The sequence below is a fragment of the Subtercola endophyticus genome (assembly GCF_021044565.1).
Classification (GTDB): Bacteria; Actinomycetota; Actinomycetes; order Actinomycetales; family Microbacteriaceae; genus Subtercola; species Subtercola endophyticus.
Genome location: NZ_CP087997.1, coordinates 2594747 through 2616887 on the forward strand (window position 1 = coordinate 2594747; position 22141 = coordinate 2616887).

Genomic DNA, 22141 nt, shown 5'->3' on the forward strand with positions numbered 1-22141 from the left:
TTCTCCTATGTCTTGCGGCGCCGGCCGAGCATCCGCCGCCAACGCGCCACGCCAGCCGCGTGCCACCTCCGCCGAGCACCACCTCAGCCGCGCAGCGCGTCAGCCGAGCGCCGCCTCGAGCTTCTGCTGCAGTTCGTCGACGTCGAAGTAGTTCTGTACCACGATGACATCGGCATTGGTGCGCCCGATCGCCTCGACGAACTCGGGTGACGTGAGAATCACCTGGGCATCGGCCGCGGCGACCTGAACGCTCGCAAGGTCTGCGGCGGTGACATCGGCGTCGATGTCGAGTCGAGCAAGCGCCCGTTCGGCGTTGACCTTGAGAATCGCTGAGGTTCCCACGCCCGCTCCGCAGATTGCGACGATCTTCACTCTGCGCTCTCCGCCTGGGCCGACAGCCCGAAGACCGCTCGCACCTCGTCGGCCGAGGTCGCGTTAGCGAGCCGCTCTATCACGGCCGTTTCGTTGAACACGTTCGCGAGCTCGGCAATTCCGGTGACGTGCTCGTCAGCCGTCAGCACGGCGAGCCCGAGTATGACCGAGACGGGGTCGTTGTACGGATGCCCGAACAGCACCGGCTCGTCGAGCGTGACCACGGCCATGCCCGCCCGCAGCACGTCGTCACCGGGACGCGCGTGCGCCAGCGCCAGCCCCGGCGCGATGACGATGTATGCGCCGAACTCTTCGACCATACCGACCATGCGCGGCCCGTACTCCGCCGTGACAGCGCCCGATGCCTCGAGCGCTGCGCCGGCCAACAGCACCGAAGCACGCCAGTCGGCCGCCTGCTGCTTCAGCAGCACCGCCGAGTCGGGGAGGTCGAGCATCCGTCTGCCTGTCTCTTGTCTCTCTGTTGAAACCTAAGCGTGAAACCTACGCGTCTTCGAAGCCCTCCGAAATGATCTCGGCGAGCTCCTCACGGTCTTCGAGCGGCAAGAAGGTGGCCGCCGCCGCATTCTGCTGAAAGACTTCGAGGTCTGAGAGCTCGTAGTCGAAAGCATCGGCCAGCAGCGCCAGCTCGCGGCTGATCGACGTGTTGCTCATCAACCGGTTGTCGGTGTTCACCGTGACCTTGAAGCCGAGCTGGTAGAGCAGGTCGAACGGATGATCGCCCAGCTCGTCTCCCCACGCCGAGATCGCGCCGGTCTGCAGGTTCGACGACGGTGAGAGTTCGAGCGCGATTCCGCGGTCTTTCACCCATTGCGACAGCAAGCCGAGCGTGACGTAGGTGTTCTCGTCGTCTTGCCGCGCAATAGTGATGTCTTCAGCGAGGCGCACCCCGTGACCGAGCCGAAGCGCCCGCCCGTCGAAGAGGGCGCTACGGATGCTGTCGAGCCCGTCGGCCTCGCCCGCGTGAACCGTGACCGGAAAATAGTGCTGGGCGAGGTAATCGAACGCCGCGCGATGATTCGCGGCCGGAAAACCGAGCTCGGCCCCGGCGATGTCGAACCCGACCACCCCGCGGTCGCGGTGCCGCACGGCCAGCTCGGCGATCTCGAGCCCGCGGTCGGCGTGCCGCATCGCGGTCACGAGCTGGCCCACGCGGATGATCTGCCCCGCGGGCCCGTAGCTACCGGCTTTAGCGTCGTCGATGCCCTGCTCGATGCCGTTCTGTACGGCATCGACCACTTCGTCGAGGCTCAGCCCACCGGCCAGGTGCTGCTCGGGTGCCCAGCGCACTTCGCCGTAGATGACACCGTCGGTGGCGAGATCTTGCACGAATTCGCGGGCGACCCGGGCCAGACCCTCGCGGGTCTGCATGACGGCAGTGGTGACGTCGAACGTCTTGAGATACGACACGAGCGAGCCGGAGTCGGCGCTGTTCTCGAACCAGTCCGCGAGCGCCGCGTCGTCTGCCGCGGGCAGCTCGAGGCCGATGGTGTCGGCGAGTTCGATGATGGTATCGGTGCGCAGCCCACCGTCGAGGTGGTCGTGCAGCGAGATCTTCGGCAGACCGCTGATGCTGATATCGGTGGAGGCCAAGAAGTATTCTTCGGCTGCGGCAGACATCGGTTCCTCCAGAAAATCGAGGCCGACTGCCTCATCGCGGCCCCGGTTCGGTGCCTCACACAATCTATCGGAACGCGCCATACGCTAGCTGAATGCCCCGCAAAATCATTCTGGACTGCGACCCCGGCCACGACGACGCCATCGCCCTGCTGCTCGCCCACGGAAGCCCCGAGATCGAGCTGCTCGCGGTGACGACCGTGGTCGGAAACCAAACGCTCGAGAAGGTGACCCGAAACGCTCTTTCTGTAGCGCGAGTGGCGGGTATCACGGGTGTTCCGTTCGCTGCAGGATGCCCGAGACCTCTCGTTCGCGCCATCGAGGTCGCCCCGGCCATCCACGGCGACTCGGGGCTCGATGGCCCGGTGCTGCCTGAGCCGACCCTCACGCTCGACCCCCGTCACGCGGTGGACCTCATCATCGATCTCGTGATGCAGCATGAGCCAGGCGAGATCACCCTCGTTCCGACCGGGGGCCTGACGAACATCGCCATGGCCGTGCGCAAAGAGCCGCGCATCGCCGAGCGCGTGCGCGAAGTGGTGCTGATGGGCGGCGCGTACGCCGGCGGCAACTGGAGCGCGACCAGCGAGTTCAACATCATCATCGACCCCGAGGCCGCCCACATCGTATTCAACGAGAGCTGGCCGCTCACAATGGTGGGGCTCGATCTCACGCATCAGGCCCTGGCGACGCCCGACGTGGCGGCCGCGATCGAGGCCGTTGGTACGCCGCCCGCGAGGTTCGTGGGCGAACTGCTGGAGTTCTTCGGCGAGACGTATAAGGAGCATCAGGGCTTCGAATATCCGCCCGTTCACGACCCGTGCGCTGTCGCCTACGTCATCGACCCGGGCGTCATGAGCGTGCGCAAGACCCCGCTCGACGTCGAGCTCACCGGAACACTCACGCTCGGCATGACCGTGGCCGACTTTCGGGCGCCAGCCCCGCCGGGGTGCACCACGCAGGTGGCCACCGCCCTCGATCATCCGCGGTTCTGGGCCCTCATCGTGGACGCCCTCACCCGCATCGGCACCCCACCCGGGTAGCTCTCCCGCGTGACTCCCTTGCGCGCCTCCCCTCCCCCACCCTGTGTTGAAACGTTCCACTTTGCGAAAAGGCCCCTAAAACGAGGAGTTTGGGGGCCTTTTCGCAAAGTCGAGCGCGTGCCGGGGAGAGAGGGAGGGGAAAGGGAGGGGCAGAGAGGGAGGGGAGCTACGCGAGGCGCTCTGCCACGAGGGGCCCGCGCGCGCGGTACTCGGCGGCGGGGCCGATGGCGTACGAGCCGTCGAGGGCCTCGAGGGCGCGCTCGAAGCGGGCGGGTTCGTCAGCGCTGAGGGTGAAGAGCGGCTGGCCCTCGACCACGGTGTCGCCCGCCTTGGCGTGCAGGTCGATTCCGGCCGCGTGCTGCACGGGGTCGGATGCCCGGGCACGACCCGCTCCGAGCCGCCAGGCCGCAATACCGAACGGCAGGGCGAGCTGCTCGAGCAGCACCCCCGACGATGAGGCGTAGACCGTGTGCGTCTCGCGAGCGACAGGCAACGCGGCATCCGGATCGCCGCCCTGCGCGCGGATCACCGCACGCCACGTGTCCATCGCGCGCCCCGAGGCGAGGGCGCCTTCGACGTCGGCATCCGGCTGCCCCGCCTGGGTGAGCATCTCGCGGGCGAGCGCGAGCGTGAGCTCGACGATGTCGGCCGGGCCGCCGCCGGCCAGCACCTCGACCGACTCGCGCACCTCGTTCGCGTTGCCGATCGCGAGGCCCAGCGGGCGATGCATGTCGGTCAACAGCGCTGACGTTCGCACGCCGGCGTCGTTGCCCAGGTCGACCATGGTCTGCGCCAGCTCGCGCGACTTGGCGATGTCTTGCATGAACGCACCCGATCCGAACTTGACGTCGAGCACCAGCGCCTGCGTGCCCTCGGCGATCTTCTTGCTCATGATCGACGACGCGATCAGCGGAATCGCCTCGACCGTACCGGTGATGTCGCGCAACGCGTAGAGCTTCTTGTCGGCCGGGGCTAACCCGCTGCCCGCCGCGCAGATCACGCCGCCCACATCGCGCAGCTGCGCGAACATCTCCTCGTTCGTGAGCTCCGCACGCCAGCCCGGGATGCTCTCGAGCTTGTCGAGCGTACCGCCGGTGTGACCCAGCCCGCGGCCCGAGAGCTGCGGCACCGCGACACCGAACGAGGCGACGAGCGGCATCAGCGGCAGCGTGATCTTGTCGCCGACCCCGCCCGTGGAGTGCTTGTCGACCGTGGTCTTGCCGAGTCCGTCGAAGCTCATCGTCTCGCCGCTCGCGATCATCGCCAGCGTGAGGTCGCGGATCTCGCGGCGCTCCATGCCGTTGAGCACGATGGCCATCGCCATCGCGGCCATCTGCGAATCTTCGACGTAGCCGCGGGTGTAGGCATCGATCATCCACTCGATCTGCGACGTGGTGAGCGTGCCCTTGTCGCGCTTGGTACGGATGAGGTCGATGATGTCGTGCGCTTCGGTGCTCATGCGGTGCTTTCTGTTGCTTCGGTGCGTGAAAAGGGAATGCGGTCTGTTCGCCTCACTCGGTCGCTTCGGCGTACTCGACCAGCGTGCGCGGCCCGAACGCGTCGGGCAGCACCTCATCGATGGTGCGGATGCCCGACACCGTCTCGAGCAGCATGCCCGAGACACTGTGCTCGTACAGCAGCTGCCGGCAGCGTCCGCACGGCATCAGGGCACCGCCCTGGCCGTCGACGCACGTGAACGCCACGAGCCTGCCGCCACCCGTCATGTGCAGCGACGACACCAGAGCGCACTCGGCGCACAGGGTCAGCCCGTAGGAGGCGTTCTCGACGTTGCATCCCGAGATGACCCGCCCGTCGTCGACGATCGCCGCCACCCCGACGGGAAACTTCGAGTACGGCACATACGCGTGCCCCATCGCCTCGAGCGCGACGGCGCGCAGCGAATCCCAGTCCACATCACTTGCCAGCATCACAACTCCACTCACGATTTTATATACGGTCGCCCGGAGGCCGCAGGTCCCCGTGAGCGGCCCACCAATCCCGCCACAGCGAAGATGGTGAGCAGGTACGGCAGCATCAGCATGAACTCGCTGGGCACCGGCGATCCGATGATGCCGAGGGCGTTCTGCAGGTTCGACGCGAACCCGAACAACAGCGCCGCAAGGGTCGCCCGTATCGGATCCCACTGGCCGAAGATCACCGCCGCCAGGGCGATATAACCGGCGCCAGCCGTCATCTCCTTGTTGAAGGCACCCACCGAACCGAGCGTGAAGTACGCCCCGCCGAATCCGGTGATCGCACCGGCGAGCAGCACGTTCCAGAACCGGGTCGAGTTGACGTTGATGCCCACGGTGTCGGCGGCTTGCGGATGCTCGCCCACAGCCCGCACGCGCAGACCCCACTTCGTGTGGAACAGAGCGAAGTACACCGCCGCGACCGCGATGTACATCAGGTACACGATGATCGTCTGCCGGAACAGCGTCGGCCCGATGATGGGAATCTCGCTGAGAATCGGGATGTTGATGCGATCGAACCGTGGCGGTGAGTTGAGCAGCTCTGCATTCTTCGACAGCACCTGCGAGTACAAGAAGTTCGTCAAACCGATCACGAGAACGTTCAGCACGACGCCCACGATCACCTGGTCGACGAGGTACTTGATGGCGAACGCCGCCAGCACGAACGACACCGCAGCGCCGGCGATCGCCGCGGCCACCAGGCCGAGCAGCGGCTGCTGCGTGATCGACGCGACCACCGCCGCCACGAAAGCGCCGCCGAGCAGCTGACCTTCGATCGCCACGTTGACCACACCGACCCGCTCGGAGATCACCCCGCCCATCGCGCCGAAGATCAGCGGAACCGAGAGCGAGACCGTTCCGACCAGCAGCCCCGGTACCTGAACGGGCAGTGACGCACCCGCATCGACCCAGGTGAGAAACGCGAACAAGAAGAGCACTCCGAGCAGCGCCGTCAACCAGAGCGGCACCCGCCGGTCTGCCCGAACCCGCAGAAAGGCGACCACCGTGATCACGGCCATCAACACGGTGACGACGATGCCCGTCAGACGCGCCGCTACCGTGATGTCCGGTAGCTGAATGAGGTCGCTGTCGGCCGACAGACTGAACGTGGAGTCGCCGTCACGGCCGAGAATCACGAACAGCACGAGCGCGATCAGCGTGAAGACGGCGAACCCGATCGGGGCCTTCCAGCTCTTCACGACGGTGGTCGCGAGTCCGCTCGAGCTGTCGGGATGCTCGTGCTGAGTAGCGGTGCCCGGGCCCGACGAGTCGAGAGTTCGCGTCACATCGGGCACACCGGTGTCGATTCCCGAGGAGTTCATCGAGTCGCTCATTTCGCTGCCACCGCCTCTGCAGGCGTGGACTGTTTCGCTTTCGGCGGCCGAGGCTGCTTCGGCTTCTTCGCAATACCCGGCGTCGGCAGCCGGAACACCGCACGCACCAGCGGAGGCGCCGCAATGAACAGCACGATGAGCGACTGAACCACGAGCACGATGTCCACAGGAATGCCCTGGCCCGCCTGCATGGCGAACCCGCCGGCCTTGAACGCGCCGAACAGAATGCCCGCCACGAAGATGCCCCATGGCTTCGAGCGCCCGAGCAGTGCCACGGTAATGGCGTCGAATCCGATGCCCGCGTCGATTCCCGAACTGAAACCGGATGTCACGGTGCCCAGCACCTGCGCCACACCGGCCAGCCCCACCAGTCCACCGGAGAGCAGCATCACATAGATGTAGCTGCGCTTGACGTTGATGCCGGCGACCCGTGCCGCATTCGGATTGACTCCCACGGCGCGAAACTTGAAGCCGAGACTCGACCGCGACAACAGCCACCAGACGAAGACGGTCGCGGCGATGGAGACGAGCAGCCCGGCGTGCAGGTTGAAATCGCCGCCCAACAGGTCGGGGTAGATCGCGCTCGGCAGGTCAGCAGGCGATTTCGGATTCGTCGAGCCGGGCGCCTGCAGCGCTCCCGGCGTTCGCAGCAGAAACGAGATCAGATAGAACGCGATGTAGTTGAGCATGATGGTCACGATGACCTCGTGCGCGCCCGTTCTGGCCTTCAGCACGCCCACGATTCCGCCCCACACCGCACCTCCCACGATGCCGGCGAGCACCGCGAGTACAAGGTGGATGCCGTAGGGCAGGTTGAACGAGAATGCGACCCAGCCCGAGCACGCCGCGGCGATGAGCATCTGCCCCTGGCCGCCGATGTTGAACATGCCCGCCCGGAAAGCCAACCCGACGCCGAGACCGGCGACGATGAGCGGGGTGGCGAAGGTCAGCGTGTCGGTGATCGGCTTGATCTGCTTCACAAAGGTGTTGCCGCCGAAGTTGAACACGGCGCCTTGAAAGAGGGCGCCGTACGCGCCCGACACCGACACCCAGATGGCATTGATCGTGTCACCGGGCCGTGAGAAGAAGTACCCCGAAGCCGTCTGCACGTTTTCGTCGGTGAGAGCGATCAGAACACCGCCGACGACCAGCGCCAGCACCACGGCGAGAATCGAGATGACGACGCTGCCACCCATGATGTCGCGCAAGATCTGGTTCGATTTGGGCGGCGGCGCGACCGCACCCGCGCCAGTAGAGCCCGAGGGCGCGCCCGGCGACGGTGCCGGTGCGGTGGATGCGGCGTCGCTCACAGCAGCGCTCCTTCGATCGAATCGGTCGTGGTGATCTCGGCCGGAACCTCGCCGGTCATCATCAGGCCGAGCACGTCGCGCGACGTGTTGCCCGGAACGATGCCCACGATGCTTCCGCGGTACATCACCGCGATGCGGTCGGCCAGCGCGGTCACCTCGTCGAGCTCGGTCGACACCACGATGACGGGAACACCCGCATCGCGCGTCTCGACGATGCGCTTGTGCACGAACTCGATCGACCCGACGTCGATGCCTCTGGTCGGCTGCGCCGCCAGAAACAGCCGCAGGTCTCGGCTGAGCTCACGCGCTAGCACGACCTTCTGCTGATTTCCGCCCGAGAGGCGGCCGACGGGGGTCTGGATGCCCTGCGAACGCACATCGAACTCCTTCGCCTTCTCTTCGGCGAACGTGTTCAGGTAGCTGAGCTGCAGAGTGCCGCGTTTGACGAACGGTGCAGAGTCGCTGCGATCGAGCATCAGGTTCTCGGCGATGGTGAACTCCCCGACGAGCCCGTCGACGTTGCGGTCTTCGGGTACGAACCCGACCCCCGCGTCGAGCACCTTCGACACGCTGAGCCCGACGAGCGACTTGCCGTCGAGGATGATCGTGCCGCGCACATCGTCTTGCAGACCGATGATGGCCTCCGAGAGCTCGGTCTGGCCGTTGCCCTGAACGCCGGCGATGGCGAGAATCTCGCCGTGGTGCACCTCGAAACTGACCGAATTCACCACGAGTTGGCCGACGGCATCCACCACCGACAGGTCTTTCACGATCAGCGCTGCCTCACCGGGTTCGGAATGCTCTTTGTGCACGGTCAGCTCGACCGAGCGGCCGACCATCAACGATGCCAGCTCGGCATTCGTCGCGGTCGGTTCGGCCTCACCGACGACCTTGCCGAGACGGATGATCGTGATGCGGTCTGCGATCTCGCGCACTTCGCGCAGCTTGTGCGTGATGAACACGATGGAGGTTCCGGCATCACGCAACTGGCCCATGATGACCATCAGCTCATCGGTCTCTTGCGGAGTCAGCACGGCGGTCGGCTCGTCGAAGACGAGCACTTTCGCGTCGCGGGAGAGCGCCTTGATGATCTCGACACGCTGCTGAACGCCGACAGGCAGATCTTCGACGAGCGCATCGGGGTCGACGTCGAACCCGAACTGCGAGCCGATCTCGCGCACCCGTGCGCGAGCCGCGGCGAGGTCGAGCCGACCGAGCCCTTTCGTCTGCTCGTGGCCGAGCATCACGTTCTCGGCCACCGTGAAGACCGGAATGAGCATGAAGTGCTGATGCACCATGCCGATGCCGGCGTTCATGGCATCACCGGGGCCGGCGAAATGCTGCACCTCGTCATCGAGGAGAATTTCGCCGTCGTCGGCCTGGTAGAGGCCGTAGAGAACGTTCATCAGGGTGGATTTGCCTGCGCCGTTCTCACCGAGGAGGGCGTGGATCTCACCCGGCTTCACAACAAGGTCGATGTGGTCGTTCGCGATGAGCGACCCGAAACGCTTGGTGATGCCTCGTAGTTCGAGCTTCATAGTGTCAATCTACTCAGAGGGGTGTGCTTTAACGAGGCCGGGGAGCCAGATGTTCTGGCCCCCCGGTTTCGTGTTGCGAAGAGGTGTTACTTCGACAGGTACGACTTCACCGGGATGGAGCCCGAGATGATGCCGGCCTTGATCGTGTCGAGCTCGCCCTGCAGGGTGGAAGGCACCTTGCTGGCGAAGTCGTGGAACGGAGCGATTCCGACACCGTCGTTCGACAGGTCACCGATGTAGGTGGTGGTGTCGAACGTGGTCGCGGTTCCGGCGTTCTGAACGACGGCTGCGGTGGCCTGCTTGATGCCCTTCTCGACCGAGGTCAAGTAGAGGCTGTCGTAGGTCGGGAACGTGTCGTACACGTCGGCGTCGGCGCCCAGCAGAGCCACATTCTTGCCCGAGTCCTTGATCGCGGCGCCCGCGCTCTGGAAGATCGGACCACCGACGGGCAGCAGAACGTCTGCACCCTGGTCGATGAAGTTCTGGGCCGTGGTCTTCGCCGTGTCGTTGGCTTCGAAGCCACCGGTGAACGTTGCTGCGTCAGGGTTGGCCTCGTCGTAGCCGAGAACCGCGACCGACTTGCCCTTCTGCTTGTTGAAGTAGTCGACACCCTGCGCGAAGCCGTCCATGAAGATGGTGACGGTCGGGAAGTTCATGCCGCCGTAGGTCGCGACCTTGCCGGCCGTCGAGTAGTCGGCCGACGCGTAACCGGCGAGGAACGCGGCCTGAGCCGTGTTGAACAGAATCGGCTTGATGTTCGGCGCGTCGGTCTTGCCGTCGAAGTCGTTGTCGGCCGCGTCGTCGATGATCGCGAAGTCGACGGTCGGGTTGGCCAGCGCGGCCGTCACCGTGGCGGCCGAGAGTGCGAAGCCGACCGTGATGATCAGTGTGCAGTTCTGTGAGACCAGGCTGTCGATGTTCGGCGCGTAGTCGGTTTCGGCGTTCGACTGCACGGTGATCGGCTTGACGCCGAGGGCGGCCGAAGCGTCTTGCAGACCTTCGTAGCCCAGCTGGTTGAACGACTTGTCGTCGAACCCGCCCAGGTCGGAGACCATGCAGGGCTTGAAGCCCGCGACGGCCGAGGCCGTGGGGGTTGCAGTCGTGGCGGCAGGGGCTGCCGAGCAAGCGGCGAGAAGCGCCACGCTGGCGAGCGAAGCCAGGCCGCCAAAGGCGACGCGACGTTTGGTGATGCTCAAGATGTCCTCCAAAATGCTGCCCTGCCCAGGGGTGGGGAAGGTGCTGTGGAGTTACACGTTACCTAAAGTTACGAGCCAGCTGAGTATTCCAGAAGAGTTTGCGGCAGAAGCGTTACAAAGACGGGATGCGTGCGAAATCAGACTGAAATGTCTACGCAAGAATCCGGCGCGGAACGCCGATTTTGCTTGGCCTACCGCACCTCGCCCACGGCACTTCGCCTACAGCACGTCTCCGGAGCCCGACAGCCGCAGGGCGTCGACGACGGCCTTGACCCGTTGGGCGTGCGCGCTCGTGGTCACGAGCAGAGCATCCGGCGTGTCGACCACCACGATGTCTTCGACGCCGATGAGGCTGATGACGCGGTCGCTGTTCGAGACCACCACGCCGCTCGACGAATCCGAGAGGATGCGCGCGTTCTTGCCGAGGATGGCCAGCTCTGACTTGCGGCCGCCCGAATGCAGCTTGGCGATCGAGGCGAAGTCGCCCACGTCGTCCCAGCTGAACGTTCCGGGCACCACCGCGAGCTTGCCCTCGAGGGCACTCGGTTCGGCAACGGTGTAGTCGATCGCGATCTTCTCCAGGCCCGGCCAGACCTGGTCGACCACGGCGCCGCGCCGCGGAGTGTCCCACGCCTCGGCGAGTTCGAGCAGACCCGCCAGCAACTCGGGCCGCGAGCGACCGATCTGCTCGAGCAGCACGTCGGCGCGCGAGATGAACATGCCGGCGTTCCACATGTAGCCGCCGGTTTCGACGTACTTCTCGGCGGTCTCGAGGTCGGGTTTCTCCACGAAGCTATCGACGAACATCGCTTCGGGGGCACCCTCGACGCCGAGCGGCTTGACGGCGTGAATGTAGCCGAACCCGATGGCCGGCTCGGTGGGCATGATGCCGATGGTCGTGATGTAGCCGGCGTCGGCGGTGATCATGGCCTGCTTCACGGTGCGGCGAAAGTGCGCCGGATCGCCGATCACGTGGTCTGCTGCGAACGAGCCGATGATGACGCCGGGCTGGCGTCGTTCGAGAATCGCCGCCGCGAGGCCGATGGCGGCTGTCGACTCGCGCGGCTCGCTCTCGAGCACGATGTTCTCGTCGGCCAGCGCGGGAAGCTGCTTCTCGACGGCGGCGCGGTGCGCGCGGCCGGTGACGACCATGATGCGCTGCTCGCCGGCGAGCGGCGCGAGCCGATCCCAGGTGTCGCGCAGCAGGCTCTGGCCCGATCCGCTCAGGTCGTGCAGAAACTTCGGCGCGTCGGCTCGCGAGAGCGGCCACAAGCGAGAGCCGATCCCCCCTGCCGGAATGACGCTGTAATAACGGTCGAGAAGATCGCTGGTAGGCATGCGACCTACCTTATATGCGCCCGCTGTTCTGACCCTCGACGTAGGCACGACACCCTCTGTTCACGCCGCATTTCTAGCCTGAAGCCATGAGGGTCGCGATCGTCACCGAAAGCTTTCTGCCCACCGTCAATGGAGTAACCAATAGCGTCGTCAAGGTGCTCGACCACCTGCAGGCGAACGGCCACGAGGCCATCGTCATCTGCCCCGCGGCGCACGCTCCGTCGCACTACCGCGGTTTCGCGGTGCACGAGGTGGCGGCCATCTCGTACCGGCAGTTTCCTGTCGGCCTGCCCGACCCGCACGTGATGCGGCTGCTGGCCGATTTCGGCCCCGACGTGCTGCACGCGGCCTCCCCCTTTATGCTCGGCGCCCAGGGCATCGCCTCGGCGAATCGACTCGGGGTTCCCTCTGTCGCCGTCTTTCAGACCGATGTCGCCGGCTACGCCCGCCGCAATCACCTCGGGCCGGCGACCAAGCTCGCCTGGCGCTTCGTGAAATGGGTGCACGAGGGCGCAACGCTGACGCTCGTTCCCTCCACGGCGTCGATGGATGATCTGCAGAAGCTCGGCGTACCGAATCTGCGCCATTGGGCGCGCGGGGTCGACCTCACCGCTTTTCACCCGAACCACCGCACTCTGCCGGCGACGGATGCGCTCCGGCGCCGCCTCAGCGCGAACGGAGAGGTTGTGGTGGGGTACGTCGGGCGAATCGCACCGGAGAAGCAGCTCGAGCGATTCGCCTCGCTTCGAGGGGTGCCGGGCATCCATCTCGCCCTCGTGGGCGACGGGCCCTCGCTCGGTCAGGTGAAGACGCTGACCCGCGGCATGCCGGTCACCTTTCTCGGCCGGCTGGGCGGCGAAGAGCTCTCGGCGGCCTACGCCAGCTTCGACATGTTCGTGCACACCGGAACAGAAGAGACGTTCGGGCAGACCATTCAGGAGGCGCACGCCAGCGGGCTGCCCGTGATCGCCCCTCGCGCCGGCGGCCCGATCGACCTCGTCGCCGACGGCGAGACGGGGTTCTTGTTCGACCCGGAAGACGCCGACGAGATGCGCGACCTCGTCGGCGATCTCGCGTCGAGCCCGACCCTGCGCCGCCGGATGGGCGAAGCGGGCCGGCGGGCCGTTCTGGGCCGCACCTGGCAGAGTGTCTGCGAACAGCTCGTCAACCACTACGAGACGGTTCGCAACGTGCCTACACTGGAGGCGAGACGGCAGCATCGGGCCCGACTTTAGTTCGCCGCTAGTAAGGCATGCCTTACAAGACATTTCACGATGCGAACATTATGCTGAAGAAGATTTCGCACCGGGTGCGGCGCGCTCGCGCCAGGTTAGCGAACCGTCCTTAACCAAAGGGGGTTGCTCGTGACCGACCAGGCGTCATCGACACTCACCACCGCCCGAAGCTCGTCGAAACGGCCGGCCGGAACGCTGTACCGCGGTAACACGGGCATGTGGTCGTGGGTTCTGCACCGTATCACCGGCGTTTCCATCTACTTCTTCTTGCTCGTGCATGTTCTCGACACGGCGATGATCCGGGTCAGCCCGCAGGCGTACGACGCGGTGATGAGCACGTACAAGAACCCGATCATGGGTCTCGGCGAGACGGCACTGGTCATTGCGATCATGTTCCACGCCTTCAACGGCATCCGTATCATTCTCATCGACTTCTGGAGCAAGGGCGCCAAGTACCAGCGCGTCATGTTCTGGATCGTGATCGCCCTCTGGGTGATCGGCACGGCGGGCTTCGCCCCCATCCACCTGCACAACGTCTTCACCGAGGGGCAGTGATGTCGACGATCATCGAGGCACCCCGCACGCCGCGGGTACGTTCCAGCAAGGGCCGGGTCAACTGGGAGAAGTGGGGCTGGCTCTACATGCGGCTCTCGGGTGTGCTGCTGCTCATCCTGATCTTCGGCCACCTGTTCGTGAACCTGGTGCTCGGCGAGGGCATCAAAGAGATCGACTTCGCCTTCGTCGCCGGCAAGTACGCCACGCCGTTCTGGCAGTGGTGGGATGTCATCATGCTGTGGCTGGCCATGATCCACGGCTCGAACGGCATGCGCACCATCGTGAACGACTACGCCGGCAACCGCACCGTGCGCCGCGTGCTGCTCGGCGGCATCGCCGTCGCGGCCGTCGTTCTCATCGTGCTGGGCACCCTGGTCGTCTTCACCTTCGACCCGTGCAGCACGCTCATCCCGGCAGACCAGGCTCTGGCCTTCTGCCCCGTGCCCTAGCCGCACCGCACCTAGCACTTTCGTTTCAATCGCAAGGAACCAGATTCAGTGACTGACTATGCAGACGGCACCGTCGTCGATGGCGTGACCTACCACCAGCACGACGTCGTGATCGTCGGTGCCGGCGGCGCCGGCATGCGCGCGGCCATCGAGGCCGGGCCCAAGGCGCGTACCGCCGTCATCTCGAAGCTCTACCCCACGCGTTCGCACACCGGTGCGGCCCAGGGCGGCATGGCCGCCGCCCTCGCCAACGTCGAAGAAGACAACTGGGAGTGGCACACCTTCGACACCGTCAAGGGCGGTGACTACCTGGTCGATCAAGACGCCGCCGAGATTCTGGCGAAAGAAGCCATCGACGCGGTCTACGACCTCGAGAACATGGGCCTGCCGTTCAACCGCACGCCTGAGGGCAAGATCGACCAGCGTCGCTTCGGCGGCCACACCCGCGACCACGGCAAGGCTCCGGTTCGCCGGGCCTGTTACGCGGCAGACCGCACCGGCCACATGATTCTGCAGACCCTGTACCAGAACTGCGTGAAGCACGGCATCAACTTCTTCAACGAGTACTACGTGCTCGACCTGATCATGGTCGAGGTCGACGGGCAGAAGCGCCCCTCGGGCGTCGTGGCCTACGAGCTCGCCACGGGCAACCTGCACGTGTTCCAGGGCAAAGCGGTCATCTTCGCCACGGGTGGTTTCGGCAAGATCTTCAAGACCACCTCGAACGCGCACACCCTGACCGGAGACGGCGTCGGAATCATCTGGCGCAAGGGCCTGCCGCTTGAAGACATGGAGTTCTTCCAGTTCCACCCGACGGGACTGGCAGGCCTGGGCATCCTGTTGTCTGAGGCGGCTCGCGGCGAGGGCGCCATTCTGCGCAACAGCGAGGGCGAGCGCTTCATGGAGCGTTATGCGCCCACCATCAAAGACCTCGCGCCCCGAGACATCGTGGCCCGCTGTATCGCCACCGAGGTGCGCGAAGGCCGCGGCGCCGGGCCGAACAAAGACTACGTCTACCTCGACATCACCCACCTCTCGCCCGCCGTCATCGACGCGAAGCTGCCCGACATCACGGAGTTCGCCCGCACCTACCTCGGCGTCGAGCCGTACACCGAGCCGGTGCCGATTCTGCCGACCGCGCACTACGCGATGGGCGGCATTCCCACCAACGTCGCCGCCGAGGTGCTCTCAGACAACACGACCGTCGTTCCCGGGCTCTACGCCGCCGGCGAGTGCGCCTGCGTCTCGGTGCACGGATCGAACCGCCTCGGCACAAACTCGCTACTCGACATCAACGTCTTCGGTAAGCGCGCCGGCAACAACGCGGTCGAGTTCGCGGCGACCGCCGAGTTCATTCCGCTGCCGGATGACCCGACCAAGCCCATTCGCGACCTCGTCGAGATGCTGCGCAACTCCAACGGCACCGAGCGCATGTCGACCATGCGTAAAGAGCTGCAGCAGTCGATGGACACGAACGCTCAGGTCTACCGCACCGAGAAGTCGCTCATCGAGGTCACCAAGGTGATCGCAGACCTGCGCGAGCGGTACAAGAACGTCATGGTGCAAGACAAGGGCAAGCGGTTCAATACCGACCTGCTCGAGGCCATCGAACTCGGCTTTCTGCTCGACCTCGCCGAGGTGCTGGTGTACTCGGCGATGTACCGCAAAGAGAGCCGCGGCGGGCATTTTCGCGAAGACTTCCCCAAGCGCGACGACGAGAACTACATGGTGCACACCATGGCGTACCTCTCGGGTGACGCGCACTCCGCCGACGCCGGCGACCACATCAAGCTAGACACGAAGCCGGTAGTGGTCACCCGCTACCAGCCCATGGAGAGGAAGTACTGATGAGTACCGCAACCCTGGACTCTCCGCCGGCCGCTGCCGACGCGCCCATCCCGACCTTCACCGTCACCATGATGGTGCGCCGCTTCAACCCCGAGGTCGACGAAGAGCCGCGCTGGCAAGACTTCGACGTCGAGCTCTACCCCACCGACCGGGTGCTGGATGCTCTGCACAAGATCAAGTGGGAACAAGACGGTTCGCTGACCTTCCGCCGCAGTTGCGCGCACGGGGTCTGCGGCTCCGACGCCATGCGCATCAACGGACGCAACCGGCTCGCCTGCAAGACGCTCATGAAAGACCTCGACATCACGAAGCCCATCTACGTGGAGGCCATCAAGGGCCTGCCGCTGGAGAAAGACCTCGTTGTCGACATGGAGCCGTTCTTCGACTCGTACCGCGAGGTGCAGCCCTTCTTGATCGCTTCGGGCAAACCCGAGAAAGAGCGCATCCAGTCGGCCAGCGACCGTGCTCGTTTCGACGACACCACCAAGTGCATCCTGTGCGCCGCGTGCACCTCGTCGTGCCCCGTGTTCTGGACCGACGGGCAGTACTTCGGCCCGGCCGCCATCGTGAACGCGCACCGCTTCATCTTCGACTCGCGCGACGAGGCTTCGTCGGTGCGTCTCGACATTCTGAACGACAAAGAGGGCGTGTGGCGCTGCCGCACCACCTTCAACTGCTCTGAGGCGTGCCCCCGTGGCATCCAGGTCACCCAGGCCATCGCCGAGGTCAAGCAGGCGATCATGTTCGGCAAGCGCTAAGCGCTCGCTCGTTTGCACACCTGAAGGGCCGCGCGCAAGCCGTGCGGCCCTTCAGTGCGTCGGCGTGCCGTGCGCTTTAGGCTGACTCTGTGAGCACAACGCAGACCAGGAGTGCCAAAGACCCGAAACCGTCGGATGCCGTCGAGGTCGCCACCGACGAGGCGAAAGGCTCGGGCCTGCCGAGACCCACCGGCATCAAGGGCCTGATCGACTGGGTGCTGCACTCCAAGCCCGTGCGGGTGTTTCAGAATTACGGTAACAACGGCGGCCCGCTTCTCGCCTCGGGCATGAGCTATCAGGCCGTGTTCGCCATCTTCGCGGCCCTCGCTGCGGCGTTCTCGATCTTCGGGCTCGCGCTGGCGAACAACCCGCAACTGCAGGCGGCGATCTTCGAGCAGATCAACACGAGCGTGCCGGGGCTCATCGGCCCCGACGGCGCGATCCATCCGGATTCCCTCACCAACGCCACTCCCGCCCTCGGCTGGACCGGGGTGATCGCCATTGCGGGTCTGATCTTCACGGCCGTCGGCTTTCTCGGCTCGACCCGCAGTGCGATCAGGCTCATTTTCAACCTGCCCGGGCCGAAGACGAATTTTGTGTTGCTGAAACTGAAGGACTTCGGCCTCGCCATCGCGTTCGCCATTCTTCTGCTCATCTCCGCCGCACTGTCTATCGCGTCGAGTTCGGCGCTCGGCTTCGTGTTCGGCCTGTTCGGCTGGGATCAGTCCTCGGTCGCCGGGCAGGTCATCGCCCGCGTCGTCGGCCTGCTGGTGGTCTACGTCTTCGACACGATCGTGCTCGCGGGCGTCTACCGAATCCTGTCGGGCGTACCGATCCCGTTCCGGCAGCTCGCGCCCGGGGCCGCCCTCGGTGCCGTCGTGATGGGCGTCTTGAAGGTGCTCGGGTCGTCGCTGCTCGGCGGCGCGACCTCGAACCCGTTGCTGGCCTCCTTCGCCGTGATCATCGGTATTCTCATCTGGTTCAACCTGATCTGTCAGGTGCTGCTGATCTTCGCCTCGTGGATCGAGGTGAGCATGCAAGACGCCCACGTCGACCCGCGCAACCTCACTCCTGAGCAAGCCGAGCGCGAAGCTCTGCAAGCCGAAGCCGAGGCACATCGCACGGCCCTCGCCGCGCAGCGCACTCAGGTCACCTCCGAACTCGAGCGGGCGCACGGCCTTCGCCGCAGCAATCTGCGCCGCGCTCTGCGTCGGCTCGACCGCGAACTCGCCCGCGAGCCAGCCGTCCCTGTCATCGACCCCTCCTCGGCCACCCCTCCCCCGAAATAACACGAGCGGGGGCTCGCGAGAACAGTGTCGGCGGGGGCCGGTACAGTTGCGGGTATGGTTTCCGGCTCCAAGAATCTCCGTGTCGCATCTGTCAACGTGAATGGCGTTCGCGCCGCGTTCCGTAAGGGCATGGCGGGGTGGCTGGATGGTCGGGGTGTCGACATTCTCGCGCTGCAGGAGGTACGGGCGTCCACCGAAGACCTCGAAGAGCTGCTGGGGCCCGAGTGGAACATCCTGCACGACGCCGCCACTGCGAAGGGGCGCGCAGGGGTGGCGATCGCGTCGCGCGACAGGGCGAACATCCACCGCGTCACCATCGGCGACGAGGAGTTCGACAGCGCCGGGCGCTGGCTCGAGGCCGACTACGAGGTGAACGGAAAGATCGTCACCGTGGTGAGCGCCTACGTGCACTCAGGTGAAGACGGCACGCCGAAGCAGGTCGAGAAGTACAAGTTTCTCGACGGCATGACTCAGCGCCTTCCCGAGATCGCCGAGCACAGCGAACTGGCTGTGGTGGTCGGCGACCTCAACGTGGGGCACAAGACGCTCGACATCAGAAACTGGAAGGGCAACGTGAAGCGCGCCGGGTTCCTGCCCCGCGAGCGGGCGTACTTCGACCGGTTCTTCGGTGCGGCCGGCTCGACCGTCGAAGGCGTCGACGGATCCAAGGGCCCCGGGCTCGGCTGGGTCGACATCGGGCGGCAGCAGGCCGGTGAGGTCGACGGGCCGTACACCTGGTGGTCGTGGCGCGGCCAGGCGTTCGACAACGACACCGGCTGGCGCATCGACTACCAGATGGCCACGCCGGCGCTGGCTTCGCGCGTGACGGCCTACTCGGTCGACCGGGCGGCCGCGCACGACGAGCGATGGTCGGATCACACGCCCGTCGTGGTGGATTACGCCATATAGAGCTTTTTTGCTCGCCTCCCTGCTCCTTTTCTCACTCGTTCTTTAGGATCAAACCCTCATGACAACCAAACCTCGCCTGCTGTCGGGCATGCAGCCGTCAGCGGAGTCGCTGCACCTCGGAAACTACGTGGGCGCCCTGCTCAGCTGGAAAGAGCTGCAGGCCACCCACGACGCCTTCTTCTTCTTGGCCGACCTGCACGCCATCACCGTTCCGCAAGACCCGGCCGCGCTGCGCGACAACACGCGCCGTACGGTCGCCCAGTACATCGCCGCCGGCATCGACCCGGCCGAATCGACGCTGTTCGTGCAGTCGCAGGTGCCGGCGCACGCCCAGCTGGCCTGGGTACTCAACTCCATCACGGGGTTCGGTGAGGCCAGCCGCATGACCCAGTTCAAAGACAAGGCCTCGAAGCAGGGCTCCGACGCGGCATCCGTCGGCCTGTTCACCTACCCGATTCTGCAGGCCGGCGACATTCTGCTGTACCAGGCCGAAGAGGTTCCGGTCGGTGAAGACCAGCGCCAGCACGTCGAGCTGACTCGCGACCTGGCCACCCGGTTCAACAGCCGCTTCGGCGACACATTCGTCATACCTGAGCCGTACATCCTGAAATCCACCGCGAAGCTCTTCGACCTGCAGAACCCGGGCTCGAAGATGTCGAAGTCGGCCGAGTCGCACGCCGGGGTCATTTGGATGCTCGACGACCCGGCAGTCACGCAGAAGAAGATCATGCGTGCGGTCACCGACGCCGACGGCGGCATCGTCTACGACCCGACCGCGAAGCCGGGCGTCTCGAACCTGCTGACCATCTTCTCGGTGCTCTCGGGGGTGGCGATTGAGACCCTCGAGGCGGAGTACGCCGGCCGCGGCTACGGCGACTTCAAGAAGGCGCTGGCCGAGGTGGTCGTCGACACGATCGCACCCATCCGCACTCGCACGCTCGAGTTACTGGCCGACCCCGCCGAGCTCGACCGCATCCTCGGATCGGCGGCCGACCGGGCCAACGAGGTCGCCGAGGGCACTCTCGCCACGGTCTACGACCGCGTCGGCTTCCTGCCCCGACGCCGCATCCACCTGCTCTAGTTGTACTGCTCAGGGAGGTTGGTTAACCGGCTGATGGGTGGGTGGCTTCCGATGGCGGTGTGGGGTCTGTGGTGATTGTATTCATGGAGCCATGCGGGGAGGGCGTTTCGGCGCGCGGTTTCGGTGGGGTAGAACCGTTTGTAGGCCCACCCGTCGGCGAGGGTGCGGTGGAATCGTTCGATCTTCCCGTTCGTTTGGGGCCGGTACGGCCGGGTCTTTTTCGGTGTGATCCCGAGTTCCGCGCAGGTATCGCGCCAGAGATGCGACTTGTACGCTGACCCGTTGTCGGAGAGCACTCGTTGCACAGTGACGCCGCGGGCGGCGAACCAGGACACCGCCCGCTGCAGCACGGCCGCGGCGGTGGCGGCGGTTTCATCGGCGTGGATCTCGGCGTACGCGACCCGGGAGTGGTCATCGATCACGGTGTGCACGAACTCTTTCCCCGGCCGGGGTTCATAACGAGCATCTCTGACAATCCCGACGGTAGCGGCCCGGTTCCGGCGACCTTGCTGCCGGCCAACGTATCGGTGCCCGCCCCCGTCAGGAATGTTGCCGAACTTCGTGACATCGACGTGGATCAACGAGCCCGGAGTGTCATGTTCGTAGCGGCGGACGACCTCACCGGTGTGTTTATCGATGTAGCCGAGCCGGTTCAGCCGACACCGCACGAGAACGGCGTGCACTGTTGATGCTGGCATCCCGAGCTTCGCGCCGATCGCGACCGGGCCCAGGCGCTGCTTCCACCGCAGATGCCCAATTTTCCGCACGAGCTGCTGCCGGGTCCTGGTTGGGCTGTAGTGCGGGCGAGAAGAACGATCCACGACACCCGCTGCGCCCATCGCCGCGTATCTGTCGGCCCAACGCTTCGCCGTAGGCCAGGAAACATTGAATTGCGCCGCGGCATGAGCGACGGGCCAGCCGTCATCGATTATCAGGCGCGCGATGCGGAGACGGTGACGTGGGGTGAGAGCTGCGTTAGCGTGAGACACGAGGGCCCTTTCAGGTCGGTAAGTGGTTGACTGAGCAACTCCACTTTCGCCCCGGGGGCCCTCACCCCATTCCAACAACTACAGCGAGTCGTCACACCGAATCAACCAACCTCCCTGAGCAGTACACCTAGTCCGGCCCCAACCGCGTGCGCGACCCCCGCGCGGGGTGATCCCCCTCCCGCCCGGCCCCGCCGCCGCGGCCGGGCGCTCGCGCGCTCCACACCCCCGCCTCGCGCGTCGATTCTGGTCGCTATGATTCCCGCATTGCGACCAAAATCGACGCGCGAACGAGGGTGCGCGGAGGCGCGCGCATAATGGAAGGGACGAGAGCCGCAACCAGCGCACCTCGCCGAACAGCCCTGCGCCACACCGCCCCGAGGAGCCGCTACGCCTGACATTCTCACGTTTCTCACGACGTGGCAGCCCAACGCGGTCGGGCTGGTCGCGATCGCACTCGCAGCGCTCGCGTACCTGGCGGGCATCCTGGCGCTGCACCGGCGCGGAGAACACTGGCGGCTGAAGCCCACTCTGGGCTTCTACGTGCTCGGCCTGGGTTCGTATGCGTTCATCGAGTTCGGGTTTCTCGGTGCCTACAGCCAAGAGCTGCGCTTCGCGTTCACCACGCGCATCGCGCTGCTGCTCTTCGCTGTGCCCGCGCTGCTCGCGACCGGCAAGCCTGTCGAGCTGGCGCGCGCCGCGCTCACCGGGCGCCCGCTGCGTGCGCTGAACCGCTTTCTCGACTCGAAGCTCGTCGGCATCATGGGCAACGCCGTCTTCGGGCCGGTGTTCGCGCTCGTCGCGTTCTCGATCTTCTTGACGCCCGTCGCCGGCACGCTGCGCGCGTCACCGGTGGCGCAAGACGCGATCGGCCTCGTGATTCCCGTCGTCGGGCTCATGATGGTGCTGCCGCTGACCGAGCTCGTCGTGGCGCGCACCAGTCTGTTCATCGCTGCCGAGTTCATGCTCGCGTTCGTCGAGCTCGTGATCGACGCGATTCCGGGCATCCTGTTGCGGTTGAACGACGCCATTCTCGACCATGCGGGGCCGATCACGACCGCCGTTCCGGGCTGGTTTCCGTCGCCGCTGCGCGACCAGCAGCTGTCGGGCGACCTGCTGTGGTTCATCGCCGAGATCGCCGACATTCCGATTCTGATTCTGCTGTTCATCCGCTGGTCGAAGCACGACCGCAATGAGGCGAAGCAGATCGACGAGCTCAGCGACGAAGAAATGGATGCCCTCACCCAAGCCCACCTGAAATCGTTCGGCAACCGCTCCGACTGAGCTGCGGC

General features: G+C 65.5%; 21 protein-coding genes. 10 read left to right on the forward strand and 11 right to left on the reverse strand.

Translation table 11 applies throughout. The features are described from left to right. Positions 1–99: 99 nt before the first annotated feature. From LQ955_RS12050 to LQ955_RS12060, 3 genes are read right to left on the reverse strand one after another with little or no spacing between them, the layout of a single operon-like run. Entirely contained in the window at positions 100–372 is a 273-nt protein-coding gene (locus LQ955_RS12050; RefSeq protein ID WP_231024779.1) for a PTS sugar transporter subunit IIB, read from the reverse strand. Continuing rightward, positions 369–827 carry a PTS sugar transporter subunit IIA gene (locus LQ955_RS12055; protein WP_231024780.1) on the reverse strand — a complete coding sequence of 153 codons (459 nt, stop codon included), beginning with the start codon at positions 825–827 and terminating at the stop codon, positions 369–371. The genes LQ955_RS12050 and LQ955_RS12055 overlap by 4 nt, the downstream gene beginning before the upstream one ends. A 46-nt stretch (positions 828–873) precedes the next feature. Further along, positions 874–2010 carry an adenosine deaminase gene (locus LQ955_RS12060; RefSeq protein ID WP_231024781.1) on the reverse strand — a complete coding sequence of 379 codons (1137 nt, stop codon included), beginning with the start codon at positions 2008–2010 and terminating at the stop codon, positions 874–876. Positions 2011–2102: 92 nt separating this feature from the next. Between LQ955_RS12060 and uriH the strand changes: the two genes are divergently transcribed. Beyond that, positions 2103–3050, forward strand: a complete 948-nt coding sequence (gene uriH, locus LQ955_RS12065; RefSeq protein ID WP_231024782.1) for a uridine-preferring nucleoside hydrolase UriH — start codon at positions 2103–2105, stop codon at positions 3048–3050. A gap of 166 nt (positions 3051–3216) precedes the next feature. On the opposite strand, the gene LQ955_RS12070 is transcribed toward uriH, so the two are convergent. The 7 genes from LQ955_RS12070 to LQ955_RS12100 all read right to left on the reverse strand — a co-directional run bounded on the left by LQ955_RS12070 (position 3217) and on the right by LQ955_RS12100 (position 11739). Further along, a complete protein-coding gene (locus LQ955_RS12070) occupies positions 3217–4509 on the reverse strand; it encodes a thymidine phosphorylase (RefSeq protein WP_231024783.1) in 1293 nt (430 codons plus the stop codon). Between the two features lie 52 nt (positions 4510–4561). After that, positions 4562–4978 (reverse strand): cytidine deaminase, encoded by a 417-nt coding sequence (locus LQ955_RS12075; RefSeq protein ID WP_231024784.1) that lies wholly within the window; start codon positions 4976–4978, stop codon positions 4562–4564. 11 nt (positions 4979–4989) lie between these two features. After that, complete coding sequence (locus tag LQ955_RS12080; protein WP_231024785.1) at positions 4990–6357, reverse strand: ABC transporter permease; 1368 nt, start codon at positions 6355–6357, stop codon at positions 4990–4992. Further along, on the reverse strand, positions 6354–7667 hold the full coding sequence (locus LQ955_RS12085) for an ABC transporter permease (protein ID WP_231024786.1): 1314 nt from the start codon (positions 7665–7667) through the stop codon (positions 6354–6356). The genes LQ955_RS12080 and LQ955_RS12085 overlap by 4 nt, the downstream gene beginning before the upstream one ends. Beyond that, a complete protein-coding gene (locus LQ955_RS12090; RefSeq protein ID WP_231024787.1) occupies positions 7664–9205 on the reverse strand; it encodes an ABC transporter ATP-binding protein in 1542 nt (513 codons plus the stop codon). The genes LQ955_RS12085 and LQ955_RS12090 overlap by 4 nt, the downstream gene beginning before the upstream one ends. A gap of 86 nt (positions 9206–9291) precedes the next feature. Further along, positions 9292–10401, reverse strand: a complete 1110-nt coding sequence (locus LQ955_RS12095; RefSeq protein ID WP_231024788.1) for a BMP family lipoprotein — start codon at positions 10399–10401, stop codon at positions 9292–9294. A 219-nt stretch (positions 10402–10620) separates the two neighbouring features. Next, on the reverse strand, positions 10621–11739 hold the full coding sequence (locus LQ955_RS12100; protein WP_231024789.1) for a mannose-1-phosphate guanylyltransferase: 1119 nt from the start codon (positions 11737–11739) through the stop codon (positions 10621–10623). A gap of 86 nt (positions 11740–11825) precedes the next feature. Here LQ955_RS12100 and LQ955_RS12105 point away from each other — a divergent pair, with 86 nt between their 5' ends. The 8 genes from LQ955_RS12105 to trpS all read left to right on the forward strand — a co-directional run bounded on the left by LQ955_RS12105 (position 11826) and on the right by trpS (position 19863). Continuing rightward, on the forward strand, positions 11826–12974 hold the full coding sequence (locus tag LQ955_RS12105) for a glycosyltransferase family 4 protein (RefSeq protein ID WP_231024790.1): 1149 nt from the start codon (positions 11826–11828) through the stop codon (positions 12972–12974). Positions 12975–13103: 129 nt separating this feature from the next. Beyond that, positions 13104–13529 carry a succinate dehydrogenase, cytochrome b556 subunit gene (gene sdhC, locus LQ955_RS12110; protein WP_255713578.1) on the forward strand — a complete coding sequence of 142 codons (426 nt, stop codon included), beginning with the start codon at positions 13104–13106 and terminating at the stop codon, positions 13527–13529. Then, complete coding sequence (locus tag LQ955_RS12115) at positions 13529–13978, forward strand: succinate dehydrogenase hydrophobic membrane anchor subunit (protein ID WP_231024791.1); 450 nt, start codon at positions 13529–13531, stop codon at positions 13976–13978. Before sdhC ends, LQ955_RS12115 begins: the two co-directional genes overlap by 1 nt. A 48-nt stretch (positions 13979–14026) precedes the next feature. Next, positions 14027–15826, forward strand: a complete 1800-nt coding sequence (sdhA, locus tag LQ955_RS12120) for a succinate dehydrogenase flavoprotein subunit (protein ID WP_231024792.1) — start codon at positions 14027–14029, stop codon at positions 15824–15826. Beyond that, positions 15826–16584, forward strand: coding sequence for a succinate dehydrogenase iron-sulfur subunit (locus tag LQ955_RS12125; RefSeq protein WP_231024793.1), 759 nt, complete (start codon positions 15826–15828; stop codon positions 16582–16584). The genes sdhA and LQ955_RS12125 overlap by 1 nt, the downstream gene beginning before the upstream one ends. A gap of 89 nt (positions 16585–16673) precedes the next feature. Further along, positions 16674–17873: a YihY/virulence factor BrkB family protein gene (locus LQ955_RS12130; protein WP_231024794.1), complete on the forward strand. Its 1200-nt coding sequence runs from the start codon at positions 16674–16676 to the stop codon at positions 17871–17873. Positions 17874–17927: 54 nt separating this feature from the next. Next, positions 17928–18782 (forward strand): exodeoxyribonuclease III, encoded by an 855-nt coding sequence (locus LQ955_RS12135; protein WP_231024795.1) that lies wholly within the window; start codon positions 17928–17930, stop codon positions 18780–18782. Positions 18783–18840: 58 nt separating this feature from the next. After that, positions 18841–19863: a tryptophan--tRNA ligase gene (gene trpS, locus LQ955_RS12140; RefSeq protein WP_231024796.1), complete on the forward strand. Its 1023-nt coding sequence runs from the start codon at positions 18841–18843 to the stop codon at positions 19861–19863. Here the strand turns inward: trpS and LQ955_RS12145 are convergent. Further along, entirely contained in the window at positions 19860–20852 is a 993-nt protein-coding gene (locus tag LQ955_RS12145) for an IS481 family transposase (protein WP_231024797.1), read from the reverse strand. The two genes, trpS and LQ955_RS12145, sit on opposite strands and share 4 nt — an antisense overlap. A 471-nt stretch (positions 20853–21323) precedes the next feature. Between LQ955_RS12145 and LQ955_RS12150 the strand changes: the two genes are divergently transcribed. Further along, positions 21324–22133 carry a cytochrome c oxidase assembly protein gene (locus LQ955_RS12150; protein ID WP_255713786.1) on the forward strand — a complete coding sequence of 270 codons (810 nt, stop codon included), beginning with the start codon at positions 21324–21326 and terminating at the stop codon, positions 22131–22133. Positions 22134–22141: the final 8 nt, after the last annotated feature.

Coding starts and splice junctions, on each gene's coding strand:
- LQ955_RS12115 (WP_231024791.1), top strand. CDS start 13,529: ATGTCGACGATCATCGAGGCACCCCGCACGCCGCGGGTACGTTCCAGC.
- trpS (WP_231024796.1), top strand. CDS start 18,841: ATGACAACCAAACCTCGCCTGCTGTCGGGCATGCAGCCGTCAGCGGAG.
- LQ955_RS12070 (WP_231024783.1), bottom strand. CDS start 4,509: ATGAGCACCGAAGCGCACGACATCATCGACCTCATCCGTACCAAGCGC.
- LQ955_RS12135 (WP_231024795.1), top strand. CDS start 17,928: ATGGTTTCCGGCTCCAAGAATCTCCGTGTCGCATCTGTCAACGTGAAT.
- LQ955_RS12105 (WP_231024790.1), top strand. CDS start 11,826: ATGAGGGTCGCGATCGTCACCGAAAGCTTTCTGCCCACCGTCAATGGA.
- LQ955_RS12060 (WP_231024781.1), bottom strand. CDS start 2,010: ATGTCTGCCGCAGCCGAAGAATACTTCTTGGCCTCCACCGATATCAGC.
- LQ955_RS12055 (WP_231024780.1), bottom strand. CDS start 827: ATGCTCGACCTCCCCGACTCGGCGGTGCTGCTGAAGCAGCAGGCGGCC.
- LQ955_RS12075 (WP_231024784.1), bottom strand. CDS start 4,978: ATGCTGGCAAGTGATGTGGACTGGGATTCGCTGCGCGCCGTCGCGCTC.
- LQ955_RS12080 (WP_231024785.1), bottom strand. CDS start 6,357: ATGAGCGACTCGATGAACTCCTCGGGAATCGACACCGGTGTGCCCGAT.
- LQ955_RS12090 (WP_231024787.1), bottom strand. CDS start 9,205: ATGAAGCTCGAACTACGAGGCATCACCAAGCGTTTCGGGTCGCTCATC.
- LQ955_RS12100 (WP_231024789.1), bottom strand. CDS start 11,739: ATGCCTACCAGCGATCTTCTCGACCGTTATTACAGCGTCATTCCGGCA.
- uriH (WP_231024782.1), top strand. CDS start 2,103: ATGCCCCGCAAAATCATTCTGGACTGCGACCCCGGCCACGACGACGCC.
- LQ955_RS12125 (WP_231024793.1), top strand. CDS start 15,826: ATGAGTACCGCAACCCTGGACTCTCCGCCGGCCGCTGCCGACGCGCCC.